22 protein-coding genes and 1 tRNA gene are annotated in these 25182 nt (G+C 62.2%); 15 read left to right on the top strand and 8 right to left on the bottom strand.

The window, feature by feature from the left end:
* The first annotated feature begins 69 nt into the window (after positions 1 to 69).
* The gene (locus AC1D11_RS08805) at positions 70 to 963 is read left to right on the top strand and encodes a transporter substrate-binding domain-containing protein (RefSeq protein ID WP_477647672.1); all 894 of its coding nucleotides are present in this window, start codon (positions 70 to 72) and stop codon (positions 961 to 963) included.
* Between the two features lie 160 nt (positions 964 to 1123).
* Positions 1124 to 1882 (top strand): aspartate/glutamate racemase family protein, encoded by a 759-nt coding sequence (locus tag AC1D11_RS08800; protein ID WP_477647671.1) that lies wholly within the window; start codon positions 1124 to 1126, stop codon positions 1880 to 1882.
* Positions 1883 to 2005: 123 nt separating this feature from the next.
* Here the strand turns inward: AC1D11_RS08800 and AC1D11_RS08795 are convergent, their stop codons facing one another.
* The 3 genes from AC1D11_RS08795 to AC1D11_RS08785 form a co-directional block, all read right to left on the bottom strand.
* Positions 2006 to 2407 carry an RNA-binding S4 domain-containing protein gene (locus AC1D11_RS08795; RefSeq protein ID WP_477647670.1) on the bottom strand — a complete coding sequence of 134 codons (402 nt, stop codon included), beginning with the start codon at positions 2405 to 2407 and terminating at the stop codon, positions 2006 to 2008.
* A gap of 71 nt (positions 2408 to 2478) precedes the next feature.
* The gene (locus AC1D11_RS08790) at positions 2479 to 3942 is read right to left on the bottom strand and encodes a sensor histidine kinase (RefSeq protein ID WP_477647669.1); all 1464 of its coding nucleotides are present in this window, start codon (positions 3940 to 3942) and stop codon (positions 2479 to 2481) included.
* Entirely contained in the window at positions 3939 to 4625 is a 687-nt protein-coding gene (locus AC1D11_RS08785; RefSeq protein WP_477647668.1) for a response regulator, read from the bottom strand. The genes AC1D11_RS08790 and AC1D11_RS08785 overlap by 4 nt, the downstream gene beginning before the upstream one ends.
* 156 nt (positions 4626 to 4781) lie before the next feature.
* On the opposite strand from AC1D11_RS08785, the gene AC1D11_RS08780 reads away from it, so the two are divergent.
* From AC1D11_RS08780 to AC1D11_RS08760, 5 genes are all read left to right on the top strand, one after another.
* Positions 4782 to 5741: a Bug family tripartite tricarboxylate transporter substrate binding protein gene (locus AC1D11_RS08780; protein ID WP_457280283.1), complete on the top strand. Its 960-nt coding sequence runs from the start codon at positions 4782 to 4784 to the stop codon at positions 5739 to 5741.
* Between the two features lie 146 nt (positions 5742 to 5887).
* Positions 5888 to 6406 carry a tripartite tricarboxylate transporter TctB family protein gene (locus AC1D11_RS08775; RefSeq protein ID WP_477647667.1) on the top strand — a complete coding sequence of 173 codons (519 nt, stop codon included), beginning with the start codon at positions 5888 to 5890 and terminating at the stop codon, positions 6404 to 6406.
* A gap of 1 nt (position 6407) precedes the next feature.
* Positions 6408 to 7913 (top strand): tripartite tricarboxylate transporter permease, encoded by a 1506-nt coding sequence (locus AC1D11_RS08770; protein ID WP_477647666.1) that lies wholly within the window; start codon positions 6408 to 6410, stop codon positions 7911 to 7913.
* A gap of 24 nt (positions 7914 to 7937) precedes the next feature.
* Positions 7938 to 8963 carry a Bug family tripartite tricarboxylate transporter substrate binding protein gene (locus tag AC1D11_RS08765; RefSeq protein WP_477647665.1) on the top strand — a complete coding sequence of 342 codons (1026 nt, stop codon included), beginning with the start codon at positions 7938 to 7940 and terminating at the stop codon, positions 8961 to 8963.
* Between the two features lie 162 nt (positions 8964 to 9125).
* The gene (locus AC1D11_RS08760; protein WP_477647664.1) at positions 9126 to 10121 is read left to right on the top strand and encodes a tripartite tricarboxylate transporter substrate-binding protein; all 996 of its coding nucleotides are present in this window, start codon (positions 9126 to 9128) and stop codon (positions 10119 to 10121) included.
* A 22-nt stretch (positions 10122 to 10143) separates the two neighbouring features.
* Here AC1D11_RS08760 and hemH read toward each other — a convergent pair whose 3' ends face one another.
* Positions 10144 to 11274 (bottom strand): ferrochelatase, encoded by a 1131-nt coding sequence (hemH, locus tag AC1D11_RS08755; protein WP_477647663.1) that lies wholly within the window; start codon positions 11272 to 11274, stop codon positions 10144 to 10146.
* Between the two features lie 33 nt (positions 11275 to 11307).
* On the opposite strand from hemH, the gene AC1D11_RS08750 reads away from it, so the two are divergent.
* Together AC1D11_RS08750 and AC1D11_RS08745 are read left to right on the top strand one after the other, a co-directional pair.
* Positions 11308 to 12003 (top strand): HAD family hydrolase, encoded by a 696-nt coding sequence (locus AC1D11_RS08750; protein ID WP_477647662.1) that lies wholly within the window; start codon positions 11308 to 11310, stop codon positions 12001 to 12003.
* Between the two features lie 28 nt (positions 12004 to 12031).
* On the top strand, positions 12032 to 12664 hold the full coding sequence (locus tag AC1D11_RS08745; protein WP_477647661.1) for a glutathione S-transferase family protein: 633 nt from the start codon (positions 12032 to 12034) through the stop codon (positions 12662 to 12664).
* 95 nt (positions 12665 to 12759) lie between these two features.
* On the opposite strand, the gene hpnE is transcribed toward AC1D11_RS08745, so the two are convergent.
* From hpnE to hpnC, 4 genes are all read right to left on the bottom strand, one after another.
* Complete coding sequence (gene hpnE / locus AC1D11_RS08740; RefSeq protein ID WP_477647660.1) at positions 12760 to 14031, bottom strand: hydroxysqualene dehydroxylase HpnE; 1272 nt, start codon at positions 14029 to 14031, stop codon at positions 12760 to 12762.
* A gap of 214 nt (positions 14032 to 14245) precedes the next feature.
* On the bottom strand, positions 14246 to 15088 hold the full coding sequence (gene hpnD, locus AC1D11_RS08735; RefSeq protein WP_477647659.1) for a presqualene diphosphate synthase HpnD: 843 nt from the start codon (positions 15086 to 15088) through the stop codon (positions 14246 to 14248).
* Between the two features lie 38 nt (positions 15089 to 15126).
* The gene (locus AC1D11_RS08730) at positions 15127 to 15858 is read right to left on the bottom strand and encodes a hypothetical protein (protein ID WP_477647658.1); all 732 of its coding nucleotides are present in this window, start codon (positions 15856 to 15858) and stop codon (positions 15127 to 15129) included.
* Positions 15859 to 15917: 59 nt separating this feature from the next.
* Positions 15918 to 16781, bottom strand: coding sequence for a squalene synthase HpnC (hpnC, locus tag AC1D11_RS08725; RefSeq protein WP_477647657.1), 864 nt, complete (start codon positions 16779 to 16781; stop codon positions 15918 to 15920).
* A 134-nt stretch (positions 16782 to 16915) separates the two neighbouring features.
* Here hpnC and AC1D11_RS08720 point away from each other — a divergent pair, with 134 nt between their 5' ends.
* The 6 genes from AC1D11_RS08720 to clpX all read left to right on the top strand — a co-directional run bounded on the left by AC1D11_RS08720 (position 16916) and on the right by clpX (position 25162).
* The gene (locus tag AC1D11_RS08720; protein WP_477647656.1) at positions 16916 to 18085 is read left to right on the top strand and encodes an efflux RND transporter periplasmic adaptor subunit; all 1170 of its coding nucleotides are present in this window, start codon (positions 16916 to 16918) and stop codon (positions 18083 to 18085) included.
* Positions 18086 to 18092: 7 nt separating this feature from the next.
* Complete coding sequence (locus AC1D11_RS08715) at positions 18093 to 21338, top strand: efflux RND transporter permease subunit (protein WP_477647655.1); 3246 nt, start codon at positions 18093 to 18095, stop codon at positions 21336 to 21338.
* A gap of 118 nt (positions 21339 to 21456) precedes the next feature.
* Positions 21457 to 21543: transfer RNA gene (locus tag AC1D11_RS08710), tRNA-Leu, on the top strand.
* 108 nt (positions 21544 to 21651) lie between these two features.
* Positions 21652 to 22962 (top strand): trigger factor, encoded by a 1311-nt coding sequence (gene tig, locus AC1D11_RS08705; RefSeq protein WP_477647654.1) that lies wholly within the window; start codon positions 21652 to 21654, stop codon positions 22960 to 22962.
* A 157-nt stretch (positions 22963 to 23119) separates the two neighbouring features.
* Entirely contained in the window at positions 23120 to 23776 is a 657-nt protein-coding gene (gene clpP, locus AC1D11_RS08700; protein WP_457280298.1) for an ATP-dependent Clp endopeptidase proteolytic subunit ClpP, read from the top strand.
* Positions 23777 to 23896: 120 nt separating this feature from the next.
* The gene (gene clpX / locus AC1D11_RS08695) at positions 23897 to 25162 is read left to right on the top strand and encodes an ATP-dependent Clp protease ATP-binding subunit ClpX (RefSeq protein ID WP_457280299.1); all 1266 of its coding nucleotides are present in this window, start codon (positions 23897 to 23899) and stop codon (positions 25160 to 25162) included.
* Positions 25163 to 25182: the final 20 nt, after the last annotated feature.

Genomic DNA, 25182 nt, shown 5'->3' with positions numbered 1-25182 from the left:
GCTGCTGTTCCTACACTAGCGATGCCAGTTTCCCGAAACGCCAACCCACCGCCCCCCGAAAGGACAAGCATGAAATTCACTCTCCTCATGACCGCCGTGCTGCTGACAGCCGGCCTGGCCACCACCGCCGGCGCGCAAACGGTGCCGACGCTGAAAAAGATCGCCGACAGCAACAAGATCACCGTGTCCTATCGCGAGGCTTCGGTGCCTTTCAGCTACCTGATCGGGTCCAAAACCTCGGTGGGTTTTTCGGCAGAACTGACAGAAGCCATCATTGACGACATTCGCAAGAAGGTGAAAAAGCCGAATCTCGAAGTCGCCTACATGCCCGTGACTTCGCAAAACCGCATCCCCTTGCTGGTCAACGGCACCTACGACCTCGAGTGCGGCTCTACCACCAACAACACTGCACGCGGCAAGGATGTGGCATTTGCCATCAATCACTTCTATACCGGCACCCGCCTGCTGGTCAAAAAGTCATCCGGCATCAAGAACTACGCCGACCTGGCCAAAAAGACGGTGGCCAGCACGACCGGCACCACCAACGCGCAGGTGATCCGCAAGTACAGCGCCGACAAAAAGCTCGACATGCAGCTCATCCTGGGCAAAGACCATGACGATTCGCTGCTGCTGGTTGAAAATGATCGCGCCCTGGCCTTCGCCATGGACGACATCCTGCTGTTCGGTCTGATGGCCAACTCCAAGAATCCTGCGTCCCTGGAAGTCGTAGGCGATTCCCTGCAGGTGGAGCCCTATGCCTGCATGCTTCGCAAGGACGACCCTGAGTTCAAGAAGCTGGTGGACGGCACGATCATCCGCCTGATCAAGTCCGGCGACTTTGCCAAGATGTACGCCAAGTGGTTCACTTCACCCATCCCACCAAAGGGCGTGAACCTGAACCTGCCGATGAGCGAAGAGCTGAAGGCCAACCTCAAGGCGCTGAGCGACAAGCCGGCCATGTAAGCACCAGACGGGGAGCGCCTGCGCGCCGCTCCCCGCCCTGCTTTCACAGCTGCCGCGCCCGATCGGGTCCGCAGCTTCTCTCCCCCTGAAATCCCCAACCCGGAGCCTTTGGCGCCAGTGGGTGGGTGCGCGCCTTGAATTTTGTTTTGGAGCTTGAGCCATGAGCAGCACTGAAAGACAGGCCCTGCACCGAGCTCGTGTGGTCGGCATCCTGGGCGGCATGGGCCCGGCGGCCGGCGCGGACTTTGCGCGGCTGTTTGTCCAGGCGTGCGCGGATCACATGCGGTCGCTGCAGATTCCCGTGTCTGACCAGGCATTTCCCGAGCACTGGCTGGCACAGGTGCCGGTGCCGGACCGCAGCAACGCGCTGGGTTCACCGGGGCCCGGTGGCCATCAGCCCCTGGATCCCATGTTGCAAGCGATGGGGAAACTCGCAGCGTTAGGTGCCACCACCGTCGCGGTGGCGTGCAACACGGCCCATGCGTGGCACGCCGAGCTGCAGGAGCGCTTTCCACAGCTTGAAGTGCTGCACGTGGCGCGTGAGGTCGCGCAAAACCTGGCCGGCCGTGGGGTAGGGCAAGTAGGTTTGCTGGCGACCGAGGGTACGTACCGGGCGGGCCTCTACGACCAGGCCTTGCGCCAGGCGGGGCTGCAATGCCACATTCCTTCCGTGGAAGAGCGTGAGCGCCTGATGCGAGGCATTTATGAAGGCGTGAAAGCCGGCAACATGGCTTTGGCGCGTGAGTGTTTTGCGGGCGTGGCCAGCGCGCTTGCCGGGCGGCACGGCCTTTCAGTGCTGGTTCTGGGCTGCACCGAGATTCCGCTGGCACTCAGCGCGGTGCCTGGAAGGGATTCACTTGAGCTGGTGGACCCGGCGGCCCTGCTGGCGCGGGCGCTGGCGCAGCGGGCGTATGCCTGAGCGTTCATTACCCACCTGCATGGCTCAAACAGCCCATTTTTGAATGAAATCGGCCTCTAGCCCAATTGAAACTTGCGCGAGCGGCTACCAAAATGATAGCAAAAACGGGCAGCTTCCCAGCCCTCAATCGGCTGACGCGCTCCAGCGGTTGTCCCATGCCTTGTCGAGCGTGCGGCGGTCGCGTTTGGTGGGGCGCCCATGCTCCAGGCTGCCAGCCGGATCGGCGGCTACCCGGCGCTGCTCGGCGGCCTCGGCTTTGAGGCGCAGGCTTTCTTCGGTTTCTTCGTAGAGCTGCTGGGCCACCGGCGCTGCGCCGCGCTGCTTGCTGATGCCGCGCACCATCAGGGTACGGGTGTAGGGGCCCTGTCGCAGTGTCACGGTGTCGCCGGATTTGACTTCACGCGCGGGCTTGGCTTCGATGCCGTTGATGCGTACGCGGCCCTTGTCAATTTCTTCCACGGCCAGCGCGCGGGTCTTGTAGAAGCGGGCGGCCCACAGCCACTTGTCGATTCGCAATTTGTCCATTGGGGCCTATTCTGTACCAAGGCATGGGGCGATGTGTAGGATGGCGCCGCGTTTGGATCGTGAACAGGTTCTCACGTCGTGGGCAGGCGAACCGTGGCGTCCAGGCCCGTCACGCGGCCGTGCACGACGCGGTTTTCCAGCGAAATGCTGCCATGCATGGTTTCGGTGATCTCGCGGCAAATGGCCAGGCCCAGGCCGGAGCCGTGGCGCACGTTGCCTGCGGAAAAAGGCTGGTAGAGCCGCGCCGACAACTCCGCCGATACGCCCGGCCCGCTGTCGCTGATGGTCATGGCGACCACCCGGGCGTCGCGCACAATGCGCACCGCCAGCGTGCCGCCGGCCGGCGTGTGCTTGATGGCGTTGTGCAGCAGGTTGCGCGTGAGTTCGCCCAGCATCCATTCGTGCGATGTGACGCGCGCAGGCACGGTTTCAATCTCGAAATCAATGTCTTTCTCGGCGATCAGGGGCGAAAGGTCCAGCGCCACCGAGCGCACCACCTGCGCCAGGTCGATGGCCTGCAGGTCGGCCTGCTGGCGCAATTGCTCCACCTTGGCCAGCGCCAGCATCTGGTTGGCCAGGACGGTAGCGCGGTCCACCGTCTGGTTGATTTCTGCCAGCGCGTCACGCGCATCCATGTCGCCGCGCAGCGCGGATTGCACCTGCACTTTGAGTACGGCCAGCGGTGTACGCAGCTGGTGCGCTGCGTCGCGTACGAAGCGCTTCTGGTTGTCCAGCAGATGCTGCAACCGGCCCATGACCTCGTTGGTGGCCTCCACCAGCGGCAGCAGTTCACGGGGTGCATCGGGCGCGGTAATTGCCGTCAGGTCGCCTTCGGGACGGGCCTGCAGCTCGGCGCTGAGGCGCCGTACGGGCCGGGTGGCGCGCTGCACCACGACGACCGCCACCAGGGCGATCACCGCCAGCAGCAGGGCCTGGCGCCATAGTGTGTCGAACAGGATTTTGCGGGCCAGTGTTTTGCGCAGTTCCAGGGTTTCGGCTACCTGAATCACCGCCATGGCGCGGCCTTTTGCACTGGCCACGGGCTGGAGCAGAACCGCGACCCGCACATCGTCGCCCATGAAAACGTCGTCGTAAAAGTCCACCAGTGCCGAATACGGCGGCCGTGCCGGGATGCGCCCGTGCCAGAACGGCAACTCCGAAAAACCAGACACCAGGCTGCCGCCCAGACTGGACACCCGGTAAAAAAGCCGGCTCTGGTTGTCAGCCTCAAAAGCTTCCAGCGCTGCGTAGGGCACCGTGACGCGCAGCTCGGATTGCTCGTCGTAGCCCGTCACATCGAGCTGCTCGCCGATGGATTTGGCAGAAGCCAGCAGCGTACGGTCATAAGCCGTGTTCACCGCGCCCAATGCCTGCTGGTACAGGCTGAAGGTGTTGGCCACGACCAGCAGGCCCACCGGCAAAAGAATGCCGATGAGCAGGTATCTGCGCAGGGAGATGGCGCCTGCGCCTGGTGTTGTTTCGGGTGCTGCGGGGGGAACTGCCTGGATGTCCTGTCGCGGCTGCGGGGAGCTCATGCATCCACTTTCAACAAATATCCCAGGCCGCGCAGCGTGACCAGGGTGACACCGGTTTGCGCCAGTTTCTTGCGCAGGCGGTACACCACCACTTCCACCGCCTCGTATTGCACGTCCGCCTCGCCGGGAAACACCAGCTCGAACAAGCGCTCTTTTGACACGGCATGGCCGGGTTTGGCGATCAGGGCCTGCAGCAGCGCCAGTTCACGGGGAGTCAGTTCCAGCACCTGGTCGCGGTGGTAGATGGCCCCGCTGTCTTTTTCATAGCGCAACTCGCCCACGATTTGTGCGCCGGCATCATTTTCCGGGGGAAGGGCGGTTGCCGCACGCCGCCGGCTCAGGGCGCGCAGACGTGCTTCCAGTTCGTCCAGGTCAAAGGGTTTGGGCAGGTAGTCGTCGGCCCCGGTATTGAGGCCCATGATGCGGTCGCCTACCGTGCCGCGAGCGGTCAGGATCAGCACCGGCGCGGCAAGACCCTTGAGACGCGCCTGCTCGAGCACCTGCAAGCCGTCCATGCCGGGAAGGCTGAGGTCCAGCACCACCACATCGGGCTGTGTGTCCGTCCATTGCGCCAGCGCCAGGCGCCCGTCGGTGCAACTGAAAACCTCCATGCCGCGCCGGCCCAGGGCCCGCTGCAGCGCGGCCTGCATCGACGCATCATCTTCGATCAGTAACAATTTCATGGGGGGCAGCATGAGCTGGACATTAGCACTTTCCCCAATACTTGCGGACAGCCGTTTGACAGAAACGAAGCGCATGATAAGCCCGTGATCGGCTGGATGCCTTCGCCAGCCCGGCAAGCTCAACAATTTCACAATCCTATTTTCAAGGAGACATTCATGCGTCGCGATACCTTTCTTAAATCCCTGGCAGCCATGGCGGCTGCAGGCGCCTTGCCCCTGCCGGCTTTTGCCGCCGCCAACGTCAAGATGATGATTCCCGCCAATCCCGGCGGCGGATGGGACACCACGGGCCGTGCCCTGGGCAAAGCCCTGACGGACTCCAAGGCCGCCGATACCGTGACCTATGACAACAAGGGCGGCGCCGCCGGCGCATTGGGCCTGGCCCAGTTCGTCAACGGATCCAAGGGCGACCCCAACGCACTGATGGTGATGGGCGCCGTCATGCTCGGCGGATTGATCACCGGCAAGCCGCCGGTCAGCCTGTCGCAAGCCACCCCGATTGCACGTCTGTCCAGCGAATACAACGTGTTTGTGCTGCCTGCCAACTCGCCATTCAAGTCCATGAAGGACGTGGTCGAACAGCTCAAGAAGGACCCCGGCAGCGTGAAGTGGGGCGGCGGTTCGCGCGGCTCCACCGAGCACATCGCGGCTGCGATGATCGCGCAGAAGGTCGGCGCCGACCCCTCGAAGATCAACTATGTGGCTTTCCGTGGCGGCGGTGAAGCCACGGCGGCCATCCTGGGCGGCAACGTCACAGTGGGCGGCAGCGGCTACAGCGAATTTGCCGAGTACATCAAGGCCGGCAAGATGAAGGCCATTGCCGTGACCTCGGGCAAGCGCCTGCCCGGTGTGGATGTGCCGACACTCAAGGAGCAGGGCATTGACGTCGAAATCGGCAACTGGCGCGGGGTCTACGGTGCCCCCGGCATCACGGACGCACAGCGCAAGGCCCTGACCGACATGGTGCTGGCCGCGCTCAAGTCGCCGGCCTGGGCCGAAGCCGTCAAGAAGAACGACTGGACTCCCGCAGTCCTGACGGGCGAGGCATTTGCCAAGTTCGTGGACGACGACTTTGCGGCGCTGCGCGCCACGATGGTCAAGTCCGGCATGGTCTGATCTTCCGCGTTTTTACGCCTCCCGCGCTTTCGCGTATCAGCGGCACGCGGTTCCGTCAAATTTGATGAAAATTTGACGAAAGGCCCGCGTGCCCCCAGACTGCTCATGTCTGGCCCAACCTTCCCCGCCTTTCGGGAACTATAACGATGACAACTTCAGATCCCTCGGCCGTCTGGCCGCAAACTCTGGTCGGGGCCGGTGTGCTGCTGACCGGCCTGGCGCTGGCCTTTGGCGCGATCAGCATTTCGTCCGAGGCCGGTTATGGCGGTGTAGGCCCCAACTTCCTGCCCTGGGTGGTGTCGGTGGGCCTCGCCATTTGTGGCGCCTTCATCATCTGGGAAGCGCAGAGCGGCGGCTTCCGGGACCTGGACCTGCCTTCCGGTGCGGCGCAAGCCTACTGGCCGGGTTTTATATGGGTCTCGGCGGGCTTGTTGCTCAATGCCGCCCTCATTACCACCATCGGTTTTATCCTGAGCTGCACGCTGTGTTACTTGCTGGCTGTGCAAGGCCTGCGCCGTGCGGGTGGCCAGACAAGCGTCAATGCGCCGCTGACCTGGGTCACCGATTTTGGGGTGGGTTTCGCGATTTCCGCACCGGTGTTCTGGATGTTCACGAAATTCCTGGCGATCAATCTGCCAGGCCTGACATCAACGGGGTGGATCTGATATGGACATTTTTAATGCCCTGATGGCGGGTTTCGCGACAGCGATCACACCGGTGAATTTGCTCTGGTGCCTGGTGGGTTGCGCCCTCGGCACAGCGGTAGGTGTGCTCCCCGGCATCGGCCCTGCGGTAGCAGTGGCCATGCTGCTGCCCATCACCGCCAAGGTCGACATCACCGCTTCAATGATTTTTTTCTCGGGGATTTACTACGGTGCGATGTACGGCGGCTCGACCACCTCCATCCTGCTGAACACGCCGGGCGAAACCGCCAGCATGGTCACCGCCATGGAGGGCAACAAGATGGCCAAGAGCGGGCGCGCGGGCGCCGCGCTGGCCACGGCTGCTATCGGCTCGTTTGTTGCAGGCACGATTGCCACTGTTATCGTCACTCTGTTCGCCCCTTTTGTGGCCGAGTTCGCAGTCAAGCTGGGTCCGCCGGAATACTTCCTCTTGATGCTTCTGGCCTTCACCACGGTGAGTGCGGTGCTCGGCAAAAGCACGCTGCGCGGCATGACTGCGCTGCTGGTCGGTCTGGCCGCCGGCTGTGTGGGGCTGGACCAGATCTCCGGCCAGGGCCGCTATACCGGCGGCATTCCGGAGCTGCTTGACGGCATTGAAATCGTGCTGGTGGCCGTGGGCCTCTTTGCGGTTGCCGAAGTGCTTTATGCAGTGCTGTATGAAGGCCGCATGGTGGAAGAGCAGAACAAGCTCAGCCGCGTGCACATGACCAAGGCGGACTGGAAACGGTCGATCCCCGCCTGGTTGCGTGGCACGGCCATCGGCACGCCCTTCGGGTGTATCCCGGCGGGCGGCACCGAGATCCCTACTTTCCTGAGCTATGCAACGGAAAAGAAGCTGGCGCAAAACCAACCGCACAGTGCGGAGTTCGGCACCAAAGGCGCTATCGAGGGAGTTGCCGGTCCCGAGGCTGCCAACAATGCGACGGTGACGGCTGCGCTGATCCCGCTGCTCACATTGGGCATCCCGACCTCCAACACCACGGCGATCTTGCTGGGCGCGTTCCAGAACTACGGTATCCAGCCCGGCCCGCAGCTGTTTACCACCTCGGCTGCCCTGGTGTGGGCACTAATCGCTTCGCTGTACATCGGCAACGTGATGCTGCTGGTGCTGAACCTGCCCATGGTGGGCCTGTGGGTCAAGCTGCTGAAAATTCCCAAACCGCAGCTGTACGCGGGCATCCTGATTTTTGCGACGGTGGGCGCATACGGCATGCGGCAAAGTGCATTCGACCTCTTTTTGCTGTACGCCATCGGCCTGCTCGGTGTGCTGATGCGCCGCTTTGACTTTCCGACTGCCCCTGTGGTGGTGGGCATGATCCTTGGCCCGCTGGCTGAGGCTCAATTGCGCAATGCCATGTCAATCGGCGAAGGCAGCCCCGCCGTGTTTTTTCAGCGCCCCATGTCGATCACGCTGGTCGTGATTGTGGTGGCGGTGCTGGTGCTTCCGCGTATGGCTAAATACTGGAAGGCGAAAAAACCTGCAAGTTGAGTTTTATTACTAAAAGGAGATGACATGCTGAACATCAAACGACGCACCGCATTGGGTGGGCTCGCCGGGTTGGGCCTGACCACATTGGGCAGTACATTCCCCGCCTTGGCGCAATCCGCCAAGGCGCCGGCAGCTGTCGCTTCTCCAAAAGGTAAGGCCGCCAAACTAACTTCGAAACTGCGCATTGTGATACCGGCCAATGCCGGCGGGGGCTGGGACCAGACCGGCCGTGCGCTGGGTACGGCCTTGCTGGGTGTCGGCGCCGCTGACGAGATCGAATACGAAAACAAGGGCGGCAAGGGCGGCACCATCGGCCTGGCTTATTACGCCGAAAAATACGGCAACGATCCCAATACCCTGTTGATGGGCGGTATGGTCATGGTGGGCGCGGTTGCCTTGCAAAAACCTGCGGTCGACATGACTCGCATCCAGCCGATAGCCCGCCTGACCAGTGACTACCTCGTGGTGGTGGTGGCTGCCAGCTCGCCGATCCGTACCGTTGCCGATCTTGCCAGCCGGCTGCGCACCAACCCCAAAGACGTGCCGATCGCCGGCGGATCGGCCGGTGGTGTGGACCACGTGTTTGCAGGGGTATTGACCCGAGCCTCGCAAAGCAAACCGGAAGAACTGGTGTATTTGCCTTTCGCCGGCGGTGCCGAGGTGGTGCAGGCTGTGCTGGGTGGCAAGGCAGTGGCCGGCATATCGGGCTACAGCGAGTTCAGCGATGAACTCGCCAGCGGAAAATTGCGTGCCGTTGGCGTGTCGTCCAAGCGCACGGTTTTTGGCATTCCCTCGATTCGCGAGCAGGGGCTCGATGTGGACATGGCCAACTGGCGTGGCGTGTTTACCGGCCAAAACGTGGCACCCGCCCGCCAGGCCGAAATGGTCGAAGCGGTGAAAGCCGCCGCAGGGTATGAGTCCTGGCAAAAAACACTGAAGCAGAACCACTGGGACTCTTCACTGCTCTCGGGGCCCGGTTTTGCCAGCTTCATTGACTTTGACCTGACGACCTCGCGAGTCATGGTGCACCTGCTCAAGCTCAAAGCCTGACGCTCTGCGGCAGGGTTTTCGGAAGGAGCGACCGCGTAGGTCACCCCTTTTCTTTCTCCGGCGTCCATCTGATGGATGGCATGGAAAGTGCTGTACCTGTTGGGGAAGCCGGCAAAATGCCGGCCTGTTGCCTGATACATGCCACCACCGCTGGAGAATCTCATGCCGACTGTTCGACGACGTATTTTTCTCGGTGGGCTCTCCTGCCTGGGCGCAGCTGCCGCCGGCGTTGTCCCTGCACCCTTGTGGGCACAGGCTGCCGTGAAGGGCAAGCTTGCGCCCAGGTTGCGCATCGTCATACCAGCCGCCTCGCGCAGCACGCTGGATGAAGCGGGCCGTGCCCTCGGCGATGCCTTGGTCGGTCTGGGCCTGAGCGACGAGATTGAATACGAAAACAAGGAGGGGCACGGCGGCACCACAGGGCTGGCCTGGTATGCCGGCAAGTACGGCTCCGATCCCAATGCGCTTTTCATGGGCGACAGCAACCTGGTCGGCGCAGTGGCTTTGCAAAAACCAGCCGTGGACCTGACCCGGCTCCGCCCGGTGGCCCGCCTGACCAGCGACTACCTGGTGGTGGTGGTCGCCGGCAACTCGCCCATCAAGACCGTCAACGAACTGGCCGAGCGCCTGCGTACCAGCCCCAAGCTGACGCCCATGGCGATTGGTTCTGTTGGGGGTGTGGACCACGTGTTTGCCGGCCTGCTGGCCAAGTCGGCCGGTAGCCGCCCTGAAGACCCGGTGTACCTGCCCTTTGCCCGCAATTTTGAGCTGGTGGATGCGGTATTGGCCGGCAAGGCGGTGGCCGGTGTTTCCGGATACGGCACCTTCAGCGCAGAACTGGCGAGCGGCAAGCTGCGCGCGGTGGGTGTGTCATCCAAGAAGACAAGCTACGGTGTGCGGTCCGTGCGGGAGCAGGGGCTGGACCTGGACATGGCGAACTGGCGGGCCGTCTTCACCGGCCAGGGCGTCACGCCCGCGCGCCAGTCGGAGATGGTTGAAGGCATCAAGGCGTCGCTGGCCTACGAGCTGTGGAAAAAAACGCTCAAGGAAAGTTATTGGGAGCAGTCCTGGCTGTCCGGGGCCGACCTCACCAACTTTATCGACTTTGATACCAAGACCACACAGCTAGTGATGCAGCTGCTCAAGCTCAAGGCTTGATAGCCACCGCAAGGGATATGGCTTATTGGTTGGCGCCCAGGGCCCGTGCGCGCTGGCGTGTGCTGGCCAATTCCGCAGCTTCTGCACCGGCTACCGGCCAGCCTGAAAGATGCAACTGCGCCAGCTCGGCAAGCCCCGCAATCCATTCATGGCTGTCGTTCAGGCAAGGGATATAGCTGAACTCCTTGCCGCCCGCATGCAGGAAAGCTTCGCGGGCTTCCATGTTGATTTCTTCCAGCGTTTCGAGGCAGTCGCCGGTAAAGCCGGGGCAAATCACATCGACCCGCCCGACACCTGCCTTTGCCAGGGCCACCAGTGTGGGCTCGGTATACGGCTCAAGCCATTTGGCCTTGCCAAAGCGCGACTGGAAGGTCACCTTGTACTGCGTAGGCTGCAGGCTCAGTTGGGTGGCCAGCAGCCGTGCGGTTTTATGGCATTCACAGTGATACGGGTCGCCCAGCTTCAACGTGCGTTCGGGCACCCCGTGAAAGCTCATGACCAGCTGCTCGCCGCGCCCGGCAGTGCGCCAGTGTTCGCGCACGCGGGCCGCCAGCGCGCTGATATAGCCGGGATGATCGTGGTAGTGGTTGACAAAGCGGAACTCGGGGATGCGGCGTATGCGCGCCGCCCAGGCGTAGACCGCATCAAAAACGCTGGCCGTGGTGGTGCCGCTGTATTGCGGATAGGCTGGCAGGATGAGAACGCGGGCGACGCCGTCGGCCTTGAGCTGATCAAGCTGCGAGGCGATGGATGGATGGCCGTAACGCATGGCGTAACGCACCTCGACGGGCAGTCCGCGCACTGCCAGGTAACCGCGCAGCATGACGGCCTGTTTTTGCGTCCACACCCGCAGCGGCGAGCCTTCCTTCATCCAGATGCTGGCGTATTTCGCTGCGGACTTTTTGGGCCGCACGCGCAGGATGACGCCGTGCAGGATCAGCCACCAGAGCGCTCTGGGGATTTCAACCACGCGTGGGTCGCTTAAAAACTCCGCGAGGTAGCGGCGCAATGCCGGTGCCGTCGCCTCATCGGGCGTACCCAGGTTGCAGAGCAGGACGGCCGTGCCGCAGGCCGTGGGCGTGGCCGGCGCTGCACCGTGCGTGAAGGGGGGCTCGGGGTTGAAGGGTGTGAGGAGGCGCGAGCGAAAAGACATGGGTTATTCTCGCCTATCCCATTGACGCTGCCTATGCTTGACCTGTCCACCATAAAAGCCATCACACTTGACCTCGATGACACCCTGTGGCCCATCTGGCCTGCCATTGAAAGGGCCGAGAAAGCACTGGACGACTGGCTCAGCCAGCATGCACCGATGACCGCGGCGCTGTTTTCCAATCCGGCGGCGCGCCATGAGATCCGGGAGCACGTCACACGCTCGCGCCCGGAGCTCAAATACAACCTGAGCGCGATACGCCGGGAGGCGATACGGGTGGCGCTGTACCGCTCCGGCGAAGACCCGTTGCTGGCGGAAGCTGCGTTCAACGTCTTCTTTGAAGAGCGCAACCGGGTCACCTTGTTTGAAGACGCGGTGCTGGCGCTGGAATTCCTGTCCGGGCGTTACCCGCTGGTGGCGGTTTCCAACGGCAACGCGGACGTCGAACGTATCGGTATAGGCCGGTATTTCAGGGCGGCCATCAGCGCCCAGCAGTTCGGTGTGGGCAAGCCCGACCCGCGCATTTTTCATGCGGCAGCTGGGGCCGTGGAGGTGCAGCCCCAGGAAGTATTGCATGTAGGTGACGACGCCACGCTGGACGTGCTGGGCGCGCTTAATTGCGGCATGCAGACGGTGTGGGTGAATCGCTCCGACCAGATGTGGGCGCACCCCGCGGTGCCGCACGAAACGGTGACCACGCTGACCGAGCTGTGCGATTTGTTCCCGCAGTGAACGGTTGACTTTCAAGAGGGCGCTTGCGATGACACTCAAAATCTACGGCACAGCCGCTTCGCGCGCAGCGCGTCCCCTGTGGACGGTACAGGAAATGGGCCTGGCCTATGAACACATTGCGCTGCCGTATGTGGGCGGCGCCACGCGCACACCGGAGTTTCTCGCCATCAACCCGAACGGCCGCATCCCGGTAGTGGATGACGATGGGGTGCTGGTCTGGGAGTCGATGGCCTGTGTGCTTTACCTGGCCGAGCGATTCAAAAGCGCTGATGCATCCGGCCTTGCCGCGCAGAGTTCCGCGGAGCAGGCAGACATCCTGCGCTGGAGCTTCTGGGTGGTGACGGAATGTGAAAAGGACGCCCTGGCGTTCCTGATGCACCGCATCATGATGCCGGCCGAGCGTCGCAAGCCCCAGTTGGCCGAGGATGCCGAACGGCATCTGCTGGGCCCGCTGCGGGTGCTCGAACAGCATTTGCAGTCGCGCAGCTACCTGGCGGGTGAACGCTTTACGGCGGCCGATATCTGCGTGGCTTCCGTGCTGGCGTGGATTCAGGGCGCTGCGGGCCTGATGGCGCAATGCCCGGCAGTGGACGAGTGGCTCAAGCGCTGTCTTGCGCGGCCAGCCTACCGTGCGGTGAGATTGATGGCGAAAAGTGCCTGAAACCCACTGTGAATGAGCGCAGGCAGCTATTTAATTGATAGCAATACGCGTGACGTGGCCGCGATGACCGCGAACCGCGGATGTGCCGGGGCAGATCAATGCAGGCGCTGCGCCGCTTCCAGCCCCGAGCGCACGGCGCCTTCCAGCGTGGCCGGATAAGGCCCGGCGATGTAGTCGCCACAGGCATAAAGACGTGGTGCTGCGTCGATTGCCGGGCGCATCAGGCCCGGCGTGCAGGCAAAAGTCGCGCGCTTTTCCACGATGGTTTGCACCACCTGCAAGGTGTCCAGGCCCAGTTGCTGTGCCGCCTGCGCCAGTACCTGTGCAGCCAGCGTCGCGCCATCGCCCGTGCTGGCGCTGATCACAAAAGCCAGCAGGCCGGTGGGCCCGCCCAGTTGCCCGCGGTCGAACACAAATTGCGCAGGAGCCGTCTCATTGGCGGGTAAGGCCAGCATGGGCTGCTGAAGGCGCACGCCTGCTGCCCAGGCGTAGACCGTGGTCAGCGCTTCGTGTTGAAGGCCTTTCACCTGCGCCAGCCAGTCGCCGGGTTGCAGGCCGCTGCTTTCCACAAGCCGTGCCGCTTCATGGGGTGGGCAGGCCAGCACCACGCAGTCGAAGGCCGCGCTGATGTCGGTGCTGACCGCCCAGCTCGAACCAAGAGGCGCGATGGATTGCACGCGGGCCCCGAGCCGCACGGTGCTGCCCTGAGCCGCCAGCCAGCGCAACGCAGCGTCGGGCAGCAGGGTGCTGAGGTCAGTGCGCGGCAGCAAAAGATTGGAACCGCCGCTTTCCGAAAACAGCGAGTCGTGCATAACGCGCAGGAAAACCTGGCCGCTGGCCCGCTCTGCAGGCGTGTTCAGCGCCGAGACGCAGAGAGGCTCGATCAATGAGGCCATGGCACCGGGTGACAGGCCGCGGCACAGGTCGGCCACCGACACGCCGGGATCGCACTTGAATTTCGCGAGCTGCCAGCCAACGGCGACCTTGAGCATCGAGCGCTTGTCGGCCCAGGACCAGCCGCGTGCCAGGAGGATGCCTGCCAGCGCATCAAGTGGGGCCGGCAGTTGCGGAAGCTTCAGGCCGCTGCCGTCCGGAAACCGCAGCGTCAGCGGCAGCCGCAGCAAGGAAGTTTCTGCGTCGACACCCAGGTCCTTCATCAGGCGCAGCGTTTCGGCATAGGCGCCGATCAGGATGTGCTGGCCGTTGTCGAGCACCACCGGCTCACCAGCCACCGTGCCGCCAACGCGGCGCGCACGTCCGCCGGCGATGCGGGTGGCCTCAAACAGCGTGACCTGGTAACCCAGCCGCGTGGCCTCGACAGCCGCAGCGCAGCCGGCCCAGCCGGCGCCGATCACGGCAACCCTCATGATCCGCACACGTGCTGCGCAATCGCCACAGGGACATGCCAGCAGGGGCCGCGGAACCGGCTTTGCCGGGCCGCAGGCGCAGCGCCCCCGCGGGGCTGGAGACCGCGGCTCCAAGCCTGCCTGCGCAGGCTTGGACGGGCGACAGAGGCGAAGCGTCTCGCGAGCCGCGGCCTGCAAGGCCTCGCGAACCACACGAAGTGGGGAGCGTGGGGGCTCATTGGATTTTGCCGAAGGCCTGGGTCTTCCACGCCAGCCAAAATTTGCGCAGCGGTGTGAGGCTGACGCGCTGGTGAAGTACCTGGTAGCCGTCGGCGGCGATTTCGCGCAACAGGGTGCGGTAGATGCTGGCCATCATGAGGCCGGGCTTCTGGGCGCGGCGGTCGGCTTCGGGCAGCATGGCCAGTGCCTCGTCATAGAGCGCCAGCGCGCGGTCGGTCTGGAATTTCATCAGCGCGCTGAAGCGGTCGGAGTACTGGCGCTTGAGGACTTCGTGCGCCTTCACGTCAAATTGCTGCAGCTCGTTGACGGGCAGGTAGATGCGGCCGCGCATCGCGTCTTCGCCGATGTCGCGGATGATGTTGGTGAGCTGGAATGCCAGGCCGAGCTTGTGCGCGTAGGCGGTGGTGGCTTCGTCGGTCTGGCCAAAGATGCGCGCTGCCACTTCGCCCACGATGCCCGCGACCAGGTGGCAATACTGCCGCAGGCCGGGAAAATCCAGGTAACGGTTCTGTTCCAGGTCCATCTGGCAGCCGTCGATGACAGCCTGCAGGTGGCGCGCCTCAATGCGGTAGGTGGGGGCGTGCGGCATCAGCGCCTTCATCACCGGATGCGTCGGGTTGCCGGCATAGGCGTTGAGCACCTCGCCTTGCCACCAGGCGAGCTTGGTACGCGCTACGCCGGGATCGGTAATTTCGTCGACGACGTCGTCGATCTCGCGGCAAAAGGCGTAGAACGCGGTGATGGCGGCGCGCCGTTCCTTGGGCAAGAACAGGAAGGCGTAATAGAAACTGCTGCCGGATGCGGCGGCTTTTTGCTGGACATATTGCTCAGGCGTCATACGGTAATTGTCACATGGGACTTGTTGGCCGATGGGTATCAGGATGCTTTGGGGGCAGTGCGTTCGGCGAAGTAAAGCTTCAGCGCAAACACCACGGCAATCAGGACGACCCAGATGATCAATACATCACCGAATTGCCAGAAGAGCCAGAGCGGGGAGCCTAGTTGACCCAGCAAGGGCAGCAGGAATGGCTGCAGCCGGGGTGTCCAGAAACCAGGTCTGGACATGCAGGCTGATACCAGAGGGTCAAAGGTGCCGGGGTTGCACCCGAGAGCCTGCAATATTTCGCGCGAGACATACGTGCTCAGGAAGGGCGTGCCGAAGGCGATGCAAAACGCGATCAGTCCCAGCAGCAGGATCCAGAAGCTGGCTTGCAGGAACTGGTGCAACCTTCGTTGCATTGGCACTGCCGTGGCGGCAGGCATACGCGGGGCAGTAATGGCCTTGGGGTTTTGGTATGCATGGCGGCTCCAGCCGATGGCGACCAGCCAGGCCAGGATGAGCCACCAGAAGTTGCGCAACAGGATGAAAGGGTAATCCAGCGGAGTCTGCGCAGACAGAAAAGGTGCGAGCCTTGACGCCAACGCGTTCTGGAAGAAGGAACTCGTTCCGGCTCGCGGGTCTGCATGGAATTGGCAATTGAGGGCGGCAAGCGCCTGCTCTGCCATGACGCCGCCTATCAGCGCGAAGCTGATGCAAAAGAGGAAGAGGCCCCACACCAGCGCGCGATAGAGGCCCGAAGGCGGCAGTTTTGCCGGTGGCGTTGCCATGTGGCTTTCTGTGGGTTTGTTGATAGATCTGTCCGTCCTGGTGAGATCCGGTTGTTTTCCTACATGAACAGCGCACGCCAGCCCATCACCAGCACATCCCGGGGGCCGAGCTTGGGGCGCCGGTGCAGGGTATTGAATCCCTGGGCCTCGATTTTCTCGAGGATGCGCAGGCCGCCTTGCACCACCAGGCGCAACTCCCAGCCGCCGCGGCCTGGTATTCTTTCCGTGAGTGGCAAACCTTTCAGCATGGTGGCCCTTGCAGAGCGTGCGCAAGCAGCTATCAAATTGATAGTGGATGGGTTGGCATCCAGTGCCAGCAGTTGCGCTTCGTCAACGCCATGGCGGGCCCAGGCATCGGCCGGCAGGTAAATGCGCCCGCGCGGAATGTCCACGCAGAGGTCTTGCCAGAAATTGATGAGCTGCAGGGCCGTGCAGATGCAGTCGCTCATGTGCAGCGAGGAGGCGTCATGGATGCCGTACAGGTGCAGCAGCAGCCTGCCCACCGGGTTGGCCGAGCGGTTGCAATAGTGGAGCAGCTCGGCTTCATCGGCATAACGCTGTTTGACGACGTCCTGCTCAAAGGCGCTAAGTAAATCAGCCAGCAGGTTTACCGGCAACTCGAACTCCGCCATCATGGGCGTCAGCTGCGCAAACACCGGGGCCCAGCGAGGTGAAGGTGCAAGGCCTGCAGAGGCGGCCACCAGGTCCGCGCGGTAGGCCGCCAGGTCAGCCAGGCGTGCCGCAGGCGAGGCATCGCCCTCATCGGCGATGTCGTCCGCCGTACGCGCGAACCAGTAAATTGCTGCGATGGGCGGGCGCAGGCGCGGTGGGCACAGCAGCGACGCTACCGGGAAGTTTTCATAATGGGCCACGCCTTGGAGAGAAGGCGTCAGGGTGGCCGGCGATGGTGAGCCTGGGGTCATGCGGGCGATTGTCGCTTGACAAGCCTGGGTAATTACCCTAGATTACTAACCGGTCAGTCAGTAGCAGCTTCCCGACCCTTTTCCAGGCTCATTTTTTACCCTGCTCTCCAAGCGGGTTTCATCCCGATCAGATCATGAACAAAACCGTTTTCTCCCTGGTGGGCGCCGCCGTCCTGCTGGCAGCCTGTTCCAAACCCGCCCCGCCAGAAGAGCCGGTCCGCGCCGTCAAGGTGATCACTGTCGGGACCAACGCCTTTTCCTCCAGCCATGAGTATGCCGGCGAGGTTCGCGCCCAGGTGGAGTCAAGGCTCGGCTTCCGGGTTGCGGGCAAGATCATCAAGCGGCAGGCTGAACTGGGCCAGCGCGTCAAGGCCGGGCAAGTGCTTGCCAACCTCGATCCCCAGGATTACAAGCTCGCGGCCGATGCGGCCCGAGCGCAGGTCGCCGCCGCCGCCACCAACCGCGATCTTGCTGCCGCCGATTTCAAGCGCTACAGGGAGCTGAAAGAGCAGAACTTCATCAGTGGTGCCGAGCTTGAGCGCCGCGAAACCACGCTGAAGGCGGCCCAGGCGCAACTGGAGCAGGCCCAATCCCAGCTGGCCGTGCAGGGCAACCAGGCCAACTACGCGGCGCTGGTTGCGGATGTGTCAGGGGTTGTCACCGCCATCGAGGCCGAGCCTGGCCAGGTCGTGACGGCCGGCGCACCGGTGGTGCGGATTGCAGCGGATGGTGTGCGTGATGTGGTGTTCTCTGTGCCCGAGGACAAGGTGGCGGCGATCAAGGTTGGCTCGCCGGTCAGTATTCGCGTGTGGTCCCAGACCGCCGAATTGACCGGAAAAGTACGCGAAGTGGCGGCCAGCAACGACCCCGTCACGCGGACCTACACCGTCAAGGTTTCCGTTGACGCGAAAGAGCCGCCGCCGCTGGGCGCCACGGTGTATGTGGTGCCGCAGGCCGGCAGCGTGGTGGGTGCGCCGGTCATCAAGCTGCCGACAACAGCGCTGCGCCAGGAGGGCAAGGCCACGGCGGTATGGGTGGTTGACAAGGCCACCATGACCGTCAAGCCGCAACTCATTCAGGTTGCCACGGCAGACGGCAATGATGTGGTGGTGGCTTCCGGGTTGCAGCCCGGGATGCTGGTGGTGAGCGCCGGCGTGCATGTGCTCTCGCCGGGCCAGAAAGTCAGTATTTACCAGCCAAGTGTGGCTGTAGCCGGTGCCAGTCCGGCGCAAACGGCTATCAATTCTGTAGCAACACCCGTGGCGGCGCCGGCTGCCGCTTCCGCTGCTTCTGCCGCGAAGTGAGAACGGCATGACGCAACCCCACCCAGACAGCAGCGGTGCTGCCGGCGAACTGGCTTCGCCCTCGACCCGTTTTAACCTTTCCAAATGGGCGCTGGACCATCCGGCGCTCACGCGTTACCTCCTGCTGGTGCTGATGATCTTGGGCTTTGCCGCCTACTTCCAGCTCGGGCAGGACGAAGACCCGCCTTTTACCTTCCGCGCCATGGTCGTGCGCACCTACTGGCCGGGCGCCACGGCGCAGCAGGTGGCCGAGCAGGTGACCGACAAGCTGGAGCGCACGCTGCAGGAAGCGCCTTATGCCGACAGGATTCGCAGCTACTCCAAGCCCGGCGAGTCGCAGATCATTTTCCAGATCAAGGACTCGTCCAAACCCGGTGATGTTGCCAACGTCTGGTATTCGGTGCGCAAGAAAATCGGCGACATGCGCGGCACACTGCCGGGCGGCATCCAGGGCCCGTTCTTCAACGACGAATTCGGCGATGTGTATGGCGTGATCTACGCGCTGGAAGCCGACGGTTTTAATTACGCCGAACTCAAGACCTTTGCCGACGATGTGCGCCAGCAGCTGCTGCGTGTACCCGACGTGAGCAAGGTGGAGCTGTTTGGCGTACAGGACGAAAAAGTCTACATTGAGATTTCGCAAAAACGCCTGGCACAACTGGGGCTGGACCTGAACCAGGTGCTGGCGCAACTGGGCCAGCAAAACGCGGTGGAATCTGCCGGTGCGGTGCAGACGCCGCTGGATGTGGTGCAGGTGCGGGTGGCGGGCCAGTTCGAGGCGATTGAACAATTGCGCATCATGCCGATCCGTGGCAGCTCCGGCAACCAGCTGCAGCTGGGCGACATCGCCGAGATCAAGCGCGGTTATGTGGATCCGCCATCCGTCAAGGTGCATTACCAGGGCAAAGAGGTGATTGCGCTTGGCGTTTCGATGGCCAAGGGCGGCGACATCATCGCACTGGGCAAGTCGCTCACGACCCTCTCGGACCGTATCGAGAAAACCTTGCCGGCCGGCATCAAGCTGGTAAATGTGCAGAACCAGCCCAAGGCGGTAGCTACCTCGGTGAACGAGTTTGTCCGCGTGCTGATTGAAGCCGTGGTGATTGTGCTGGCGGTGAGCTTCATCAGCCTCGGTTTCCACAAGCGTCCGCATAACGGCCCCGGCCAGTTGCCGTTGTGGAAGCGCTATTACATCGACATGCGGCCCGGCCTGGTGGTGGGCATCACCATTCCCCTGGTGCTGAGCCTGACCTTTCTGGCCATGTGGTACTACGGTATCGGGCTGCACAAGATTTCGCTGGGCTCCCTCATCATCGCGCTGGGCCTGCTGGTGGACGACGCCATCATTGCCGTCGAGATGATGGTGCGCAAGATGGAGGAGGGCTACGACAAAGTGCGCGCCGCCACCTTCGCCTATGAGATCACCGCCATGCCCATGCTGACGGGTACCTTGATTACCGCCGCGGGTTTTTTACCCATCGGCCTGGCCAAGTCCACTACCGGTGAGTACACCTTCGCGATTTTTGCGGTGACCGTGATCGCGCTGGTGCTCAGCTGGATTGTCTCGGTGTATTTCGTGCCTTACCTGGGCACGTTGCTGCTCAAGGTGCCGCCGCATGTGCAGGAAGTGGCCGCCGGCCAGGACAGCCCGCACGAGATGTTCGACAGCGCGTTCTACAACACCTTTCGCAAAACGGTGAACTGGTGCGTGGAGCACCGCTGGATCACCATCGGCTCGACGGTACTGATTTTTGCGCTGGGCATCGTCGGCATGGGCAAGGTGCAGCAGCAGTTTTTCCCTGATTCGAGCCGGCCCGAGATCATGGTCGATATCTGGTTCCCCGAAGGCACCTCCTTTGCGGCCAATGAGGCCACCGCCAGGCGGGTGGAGCAGCGCCTGATGAAGGAAGAGGGCGTCAGCTCGGTCAGCACCTGGCTGGGCTCGGGCGTGCCGCGTTTTTATTTGCCGCTGGACCAGGTCTTTCCGCAAACCAACGTCTCGCAGATGATTGTGCTGCCCAAGGACCTGAAGGTGCGCGAATCGCTGCGCATCAAGCTGCCGGCCCTGCTAGCCACCGAATTCCCCGAAGTACGCGGCCGGGTCAAGCTGCTGCCCAACGGGCCGCCCGTGCCTTACCCGGTGCAGTTCCGTGTGGTTGGCATTGACCCGCTGGTGCTGCGTGACCGCGCCGACGAAGTCAAGGCGGTGATGCGCGAGAGCGGCAACACCCGCGGTGTGAACGACAACTGGAACGAGTCGGTGAAAGTGTTGCGGCTGGAGGTGGACCAGGCCAAGGCGCGTGCGCTGGGCGTGACCAGCCAGTCGATTGCACAGGCTTCACGCACCATCCTGGCGGGTACCTCAGTCGGCCAGTTCCGTGAGGGTGACAAGCTGATCGACATCGTGCTGCGCCAGCCGCTGGACGAGCGCAACGCAATCACCGACATCGGCAACGCCTACCTGCCCACGGCTTCAGGCAAGTCGATTCCACTGACGCAGATTGCAAAACCGGTGTTCACCTGGGAGCCGGGTGTGATGTGGCGCGAGAACCGCGATTACGCCATCACGGTGCAAAGCGACATCGTCGAAGGCTTGCAGGGCGCCACGGTGACGCAGGAGTTGATGCCCAAGCTCAAGGCGCTGGAAGCCAAATGGCTGGACAAAGGCATGGCGGGCTACCGCATCCAGGTGGCCGGCGCGGTGGAGGAAAGCAGCAAGGGTTCGTCGTCGATTATTGCCGGCTTGCCCATCGCGGGCTTCCTGATACTGACCCTGTTGATGCTTCAACTGCAAAGCTTCAGCCGGACCATGCTGGTCTTCGTGACGGGTCCGTTGGGCATTGCCGGTGTGGCTGCGGCGTTGCTGCTGCTGGGACGGCCGTTTGGTTTCGTTGCCCTGCTGGGCGTGATTGCGCTGATGGGCATGATCCAGCGCAATTCCGTGATCCTGATTGACCAGATCGAACAGGACCGCGCGCGAGGCGTACCGGCCTGGGACGCGATCGTCGAATCTGCCGTGCGCAGGCTTCGGCCCATCGTGTTGACCGCCGCCGCCGCGGTGCTGGCCATGATCCCGCTGTCGCGCAGCGTGTTCTGGGGGCCTATGGCGGTCGCCATTATGGGCGGCCTGGTGGTGGCGACGGTGCTGACCTTGCTGGCCCTGCCTGCCATGTATGCAGCGTGGTTCCGTGTCAAACGGGAAGACAAGCTGGAAGTTAAGCCACATACGGGCGAAAAGCCACTACCGGCCTGATTCTCTCTGGCCACCGGTTCCGGACGAAAAACCGGGCCCGATAACGGCTAAAATAGAGAGTTGACCGATTTCAAGCGGGGATTCGGAGGTTTTTCGGATTCCCGTTTTTATTTCCGGCGCGCGGGTGGCGAAATTGGTAGACGCACCAGGTTTAGGTCCTGACGCCAGCAATGGTGTGGGGGTTCGAGTCCCCCCCCGCGCACCACCCTGAGACCTGTGGGCATCTGTTGCCCCGTGCGCTCAGCCGTTGCGGAGATCCCGCAACATGCCAGGTGAAAACCTGTTTTGACTATTTTTGATCTTAGGAACCATCATGGCCGTGACTGTTGAAACCCTTGAAAAGCTCGAGCGCAAAATGACGCTCTCGCTGCCCGTCAACACCATTCAGTCGGAAGTTGATACCCGCCTGAAGAAGCTGGCCCGTACGGTCAAGATGGACGGCTTCCGTCCGGGCAAAGTCCCCATGAACGTGGTGGCCCAGCGCTACGGCTATTCGGTGCACTACGAAGTCATGAACGACAAGGTCGGTGAAGCCTTCGCCGTGGCCGCCAATGAAGCCAAGCTGCGCGTCGCCGGCCAGCCCCGCATCAGCGAAAAAGAAGGCGCGCCTGAGGGCGAGCTGGTGTTTGACGCGGTGTTTGAGGTCTACCCTGAAGTCAAGATCGCCGATCTGTCCGGTGCCGAAGTCGAAAAGGTCAGCGCTGAAGTCAGCGACGCCGCCATCGACAAGACCCTGGACATCCTGCGCAAGCAGCGCCGTACCTTCGCCCAGCGCGCAGCAGATGCGCCGGCGCAAGACGGCGACCGCGCCACCATCGACTTCGAAGGCAAGATCGACGGTGAGCCTTTCGCCGGCGGCAAGGCCGAGGACTACCAGTTCCTGATCGGCGACGGGCAGATGCTCAAGGAATTCGAAGACGCCGTGCGCGGCATGAAAAGCGGCGAAAGCAAGACCTTCCCCCTGAACTTCCCCGCCGACTACCACGGTAAAGATGTGGCCGGAAAACAGGCCGACTTCCTCGTGACGGTCAAAAAGATCGAAGCAGCTCACCTGCCTGAAGTCAATGAAGCACTGGCCAAGTCCCTGGGCATCGCTGACTCCACGGTCGAGGGCCTGCGCACCGACATCAAGAAAAACCTCGAGCGCGAAGTCAAGTTCCGCCTGCTGGCCCGTAACAAGAACGCAGTGATGGACGCGTTGGTCGCCAACGCCGAGCTCGACCTGCCCAAGTCCAGCGTCCAGGCCGAGCTGGACCGAATGATCGAAGGCGCCCGCGCCGACTTGAAGCAGCGCGGCATCAAGGACGCCGAGAAGGCGCCGATTCCCGAAGAAATCTTCCGCCCGCAAGCCGAAAAGCGCGTTCGCCTGGGCCTGGTGGTGGCCGAGTTGGTGCGCAGCAATGACCTGCAGGCCAAGCCCGAGCAGCTCAAGGCCCACATCGAAGAGCTGGCCGCCAGTTACGAGAAGCCGCAAGACGTGGTGCGCTGGTACCTGAGCGACAACCGCCGCATGGCCGAAGTCGAGGCTGTCGTGATTGAAAACAACGTCACCGACTTCGTGCTGGGCAAGGCCAAAGTCAGCGAGAAAACCATCTCCTTCGACGAGCTGATGGGCCAGAACTGATTCTTCAGCGCTATTGCTGACATTGGGGCTTGTGCTTTGCGGCACAGGCCCCAATTTCTTTGAGCTACGGCACAACAGCTCGCGAATCTGTTGTCAGCCATCGCCGAAACTCCCTGGGGGAGTTTTTGGGTACAGTACAAACATCTCTGGAGAAAACATGATGGTCCGAAACAGTATTTACGGCGGCAGCTATACCGGCCCGCAAGCAGGCGCCCAGGATGCGCAAGGCCTGGGCATGGTGCCCATGGTCATCGAGCAGTCCGGCCGCGGCGAGCGCTCCTACGACATTTACTCGCGCCTGCTCAAGGAACGCGTGATTTTCCTGGTGGGCCCGGTCAATGACCAGACGGCCAACCTGGTGGTGGCCCAGCTCCTCTTCCTGGAAAGCGAAAACCCGGACAAGGACATTTCCTTCTACATCAACTCCCCCGGTGGTTCCGTGACGGCCGGCATGGCGATTTACGACACCATGCAGTTCATCAAACCGGATGTCTCCACGCTCTGCGTGGGCATGGCGGCGAGCATGGGTGCTTTCCTGCTGTCGGCCGGCACCAAAGGCAAGCGCTTTTCGCTGCCCAACTCGCGCGTCATGATTCACCAGCCATCCGGTGGCGCGCAAGGCCAGGCGTCGGACATTGAAATCCACGCCCGCGACATTCTCAAGACGCGGGACCAGCTCAATCGCATCCTGGCGGCCAATACCGGCCAGCCTATCGAAAAGATCGAGCGCGACACCGAACGTGACTATTTCATGTTTGCGGAAGATGCCAAAGAGTACGGGCTGGTCGACCAGGTCATTTCCAAGCGGCCCTGAGCGTCGAAAGCTCTTCAGTTGCACTGCAACAACGGCGTTTTCTGTAACAGAAACGCCGTTTTTTTATTGGTTATCATTAGGTAACAGTTCCCCTCCAGGCTCCTTAAAGGCATCCCCCCAATGGCCGAGAAAAAAGGCTCCTCCAGCGAAAAGACTTTGCACTGCTCCTTCTGCGGTAAAAGTCAGCACGAAGTCAAAAAACTGATCGCTGGCCCTTCGGTTTTTATCTGTGACGAGTGCATCGATCTTTGCAACGAGATCATTCGCGACGAACTCCCCGCGGGTGACGACGTTCGTGAGACGCGCACCGACCTGCCCACGCCCTCAGAGATCAAGGGAACACTGGACGGCTATGTGATTGGCCAGGAACCGGCCAAGCGCACGCTGGCAGTGGCGGTGTACAACCACTACAAGCGCCTGCGCCACAAGGAAAAGGCAAAAAAAGACGATGTGGAGCTGACCAAAAGCAATATTTTGCTGATCGGCCCCACCGGTTCCGGCAAGACCTTGCTGGCCCAAACACTGGCGCGTACGCTGAACGTTCCCTTTGTGATGGCCGACGCTACTACGCTGACCGAAGCAGGTTATGTCGGCGAGGATGTCGAAAACATCATCCAGAAGCTGCTGCAGAGCTGCAACTACGAAGTTGAACGTGCCCAGCAGGGAATCGTCTACATCGACGAAATCGACAAGATTTCGCGCAAGTCCGACAATCCTTCCATCACGCGTGACGTGTCAGGCGAGGGTGTGCAGCAGGCGCTGCTCAAGTTGATTGAAGGAACGATGGCGTCAGTGCCGCCACAGGGCGGCCGCAAGCACCCTAACCAGGACTTTCTGCAGGTGGACACCACGAATATCCTGTTTATCTGCGGTGGTGCATTCTCGGGTCTGGAAAAGGTCATCGAGAACCGCACCGAAGCTTCCGGGATCGGTTTTGGCGCGGCCGTCAAAAGCAAGAAGGCCCGCAGCCTGACCGAAGCCTTCAAGGATGTCGAGCCTGAGGACCTGATCAAGTTCGGTCTGATTCCTGAACTGGTCGGCCGGATGCCGGTCGTGGCGACGCTGGCCGAACTCACGGAAGACGCACTCGTGCAGATCCTGACAGAACCCAAAAATGCCGTGGTCAAGCAATTCAGCAAGTTGCTGGCCATGGAAGGGGTTGATCTGGAAATCCGGCCCTCCGCACTCAAAGCCATTGCCCGCAGGGCGCTGGCCCGTAAAACCGGTGCGCGCGGCTTGCGTTCCATCCTGGAGCAATCGCTGATCGACACCATGTTCGACCTGCCGAATGCCAGCAATGTGGATAAAGTGGTGGTGGACGAGTCCACAATCGAAGAAAACAAAGCTCCCTTGCTTGTGTACCGTGAGGCGGCCAAAAAAGCCTGAACACCCCAAAAGGCTGGCCG

This window comes from Polaromonas sp. P1_E11 (assembly GCF_056405995.1).
This window is presented reverse-complemented; position numbering and strand designations above follow the sequence as displayed.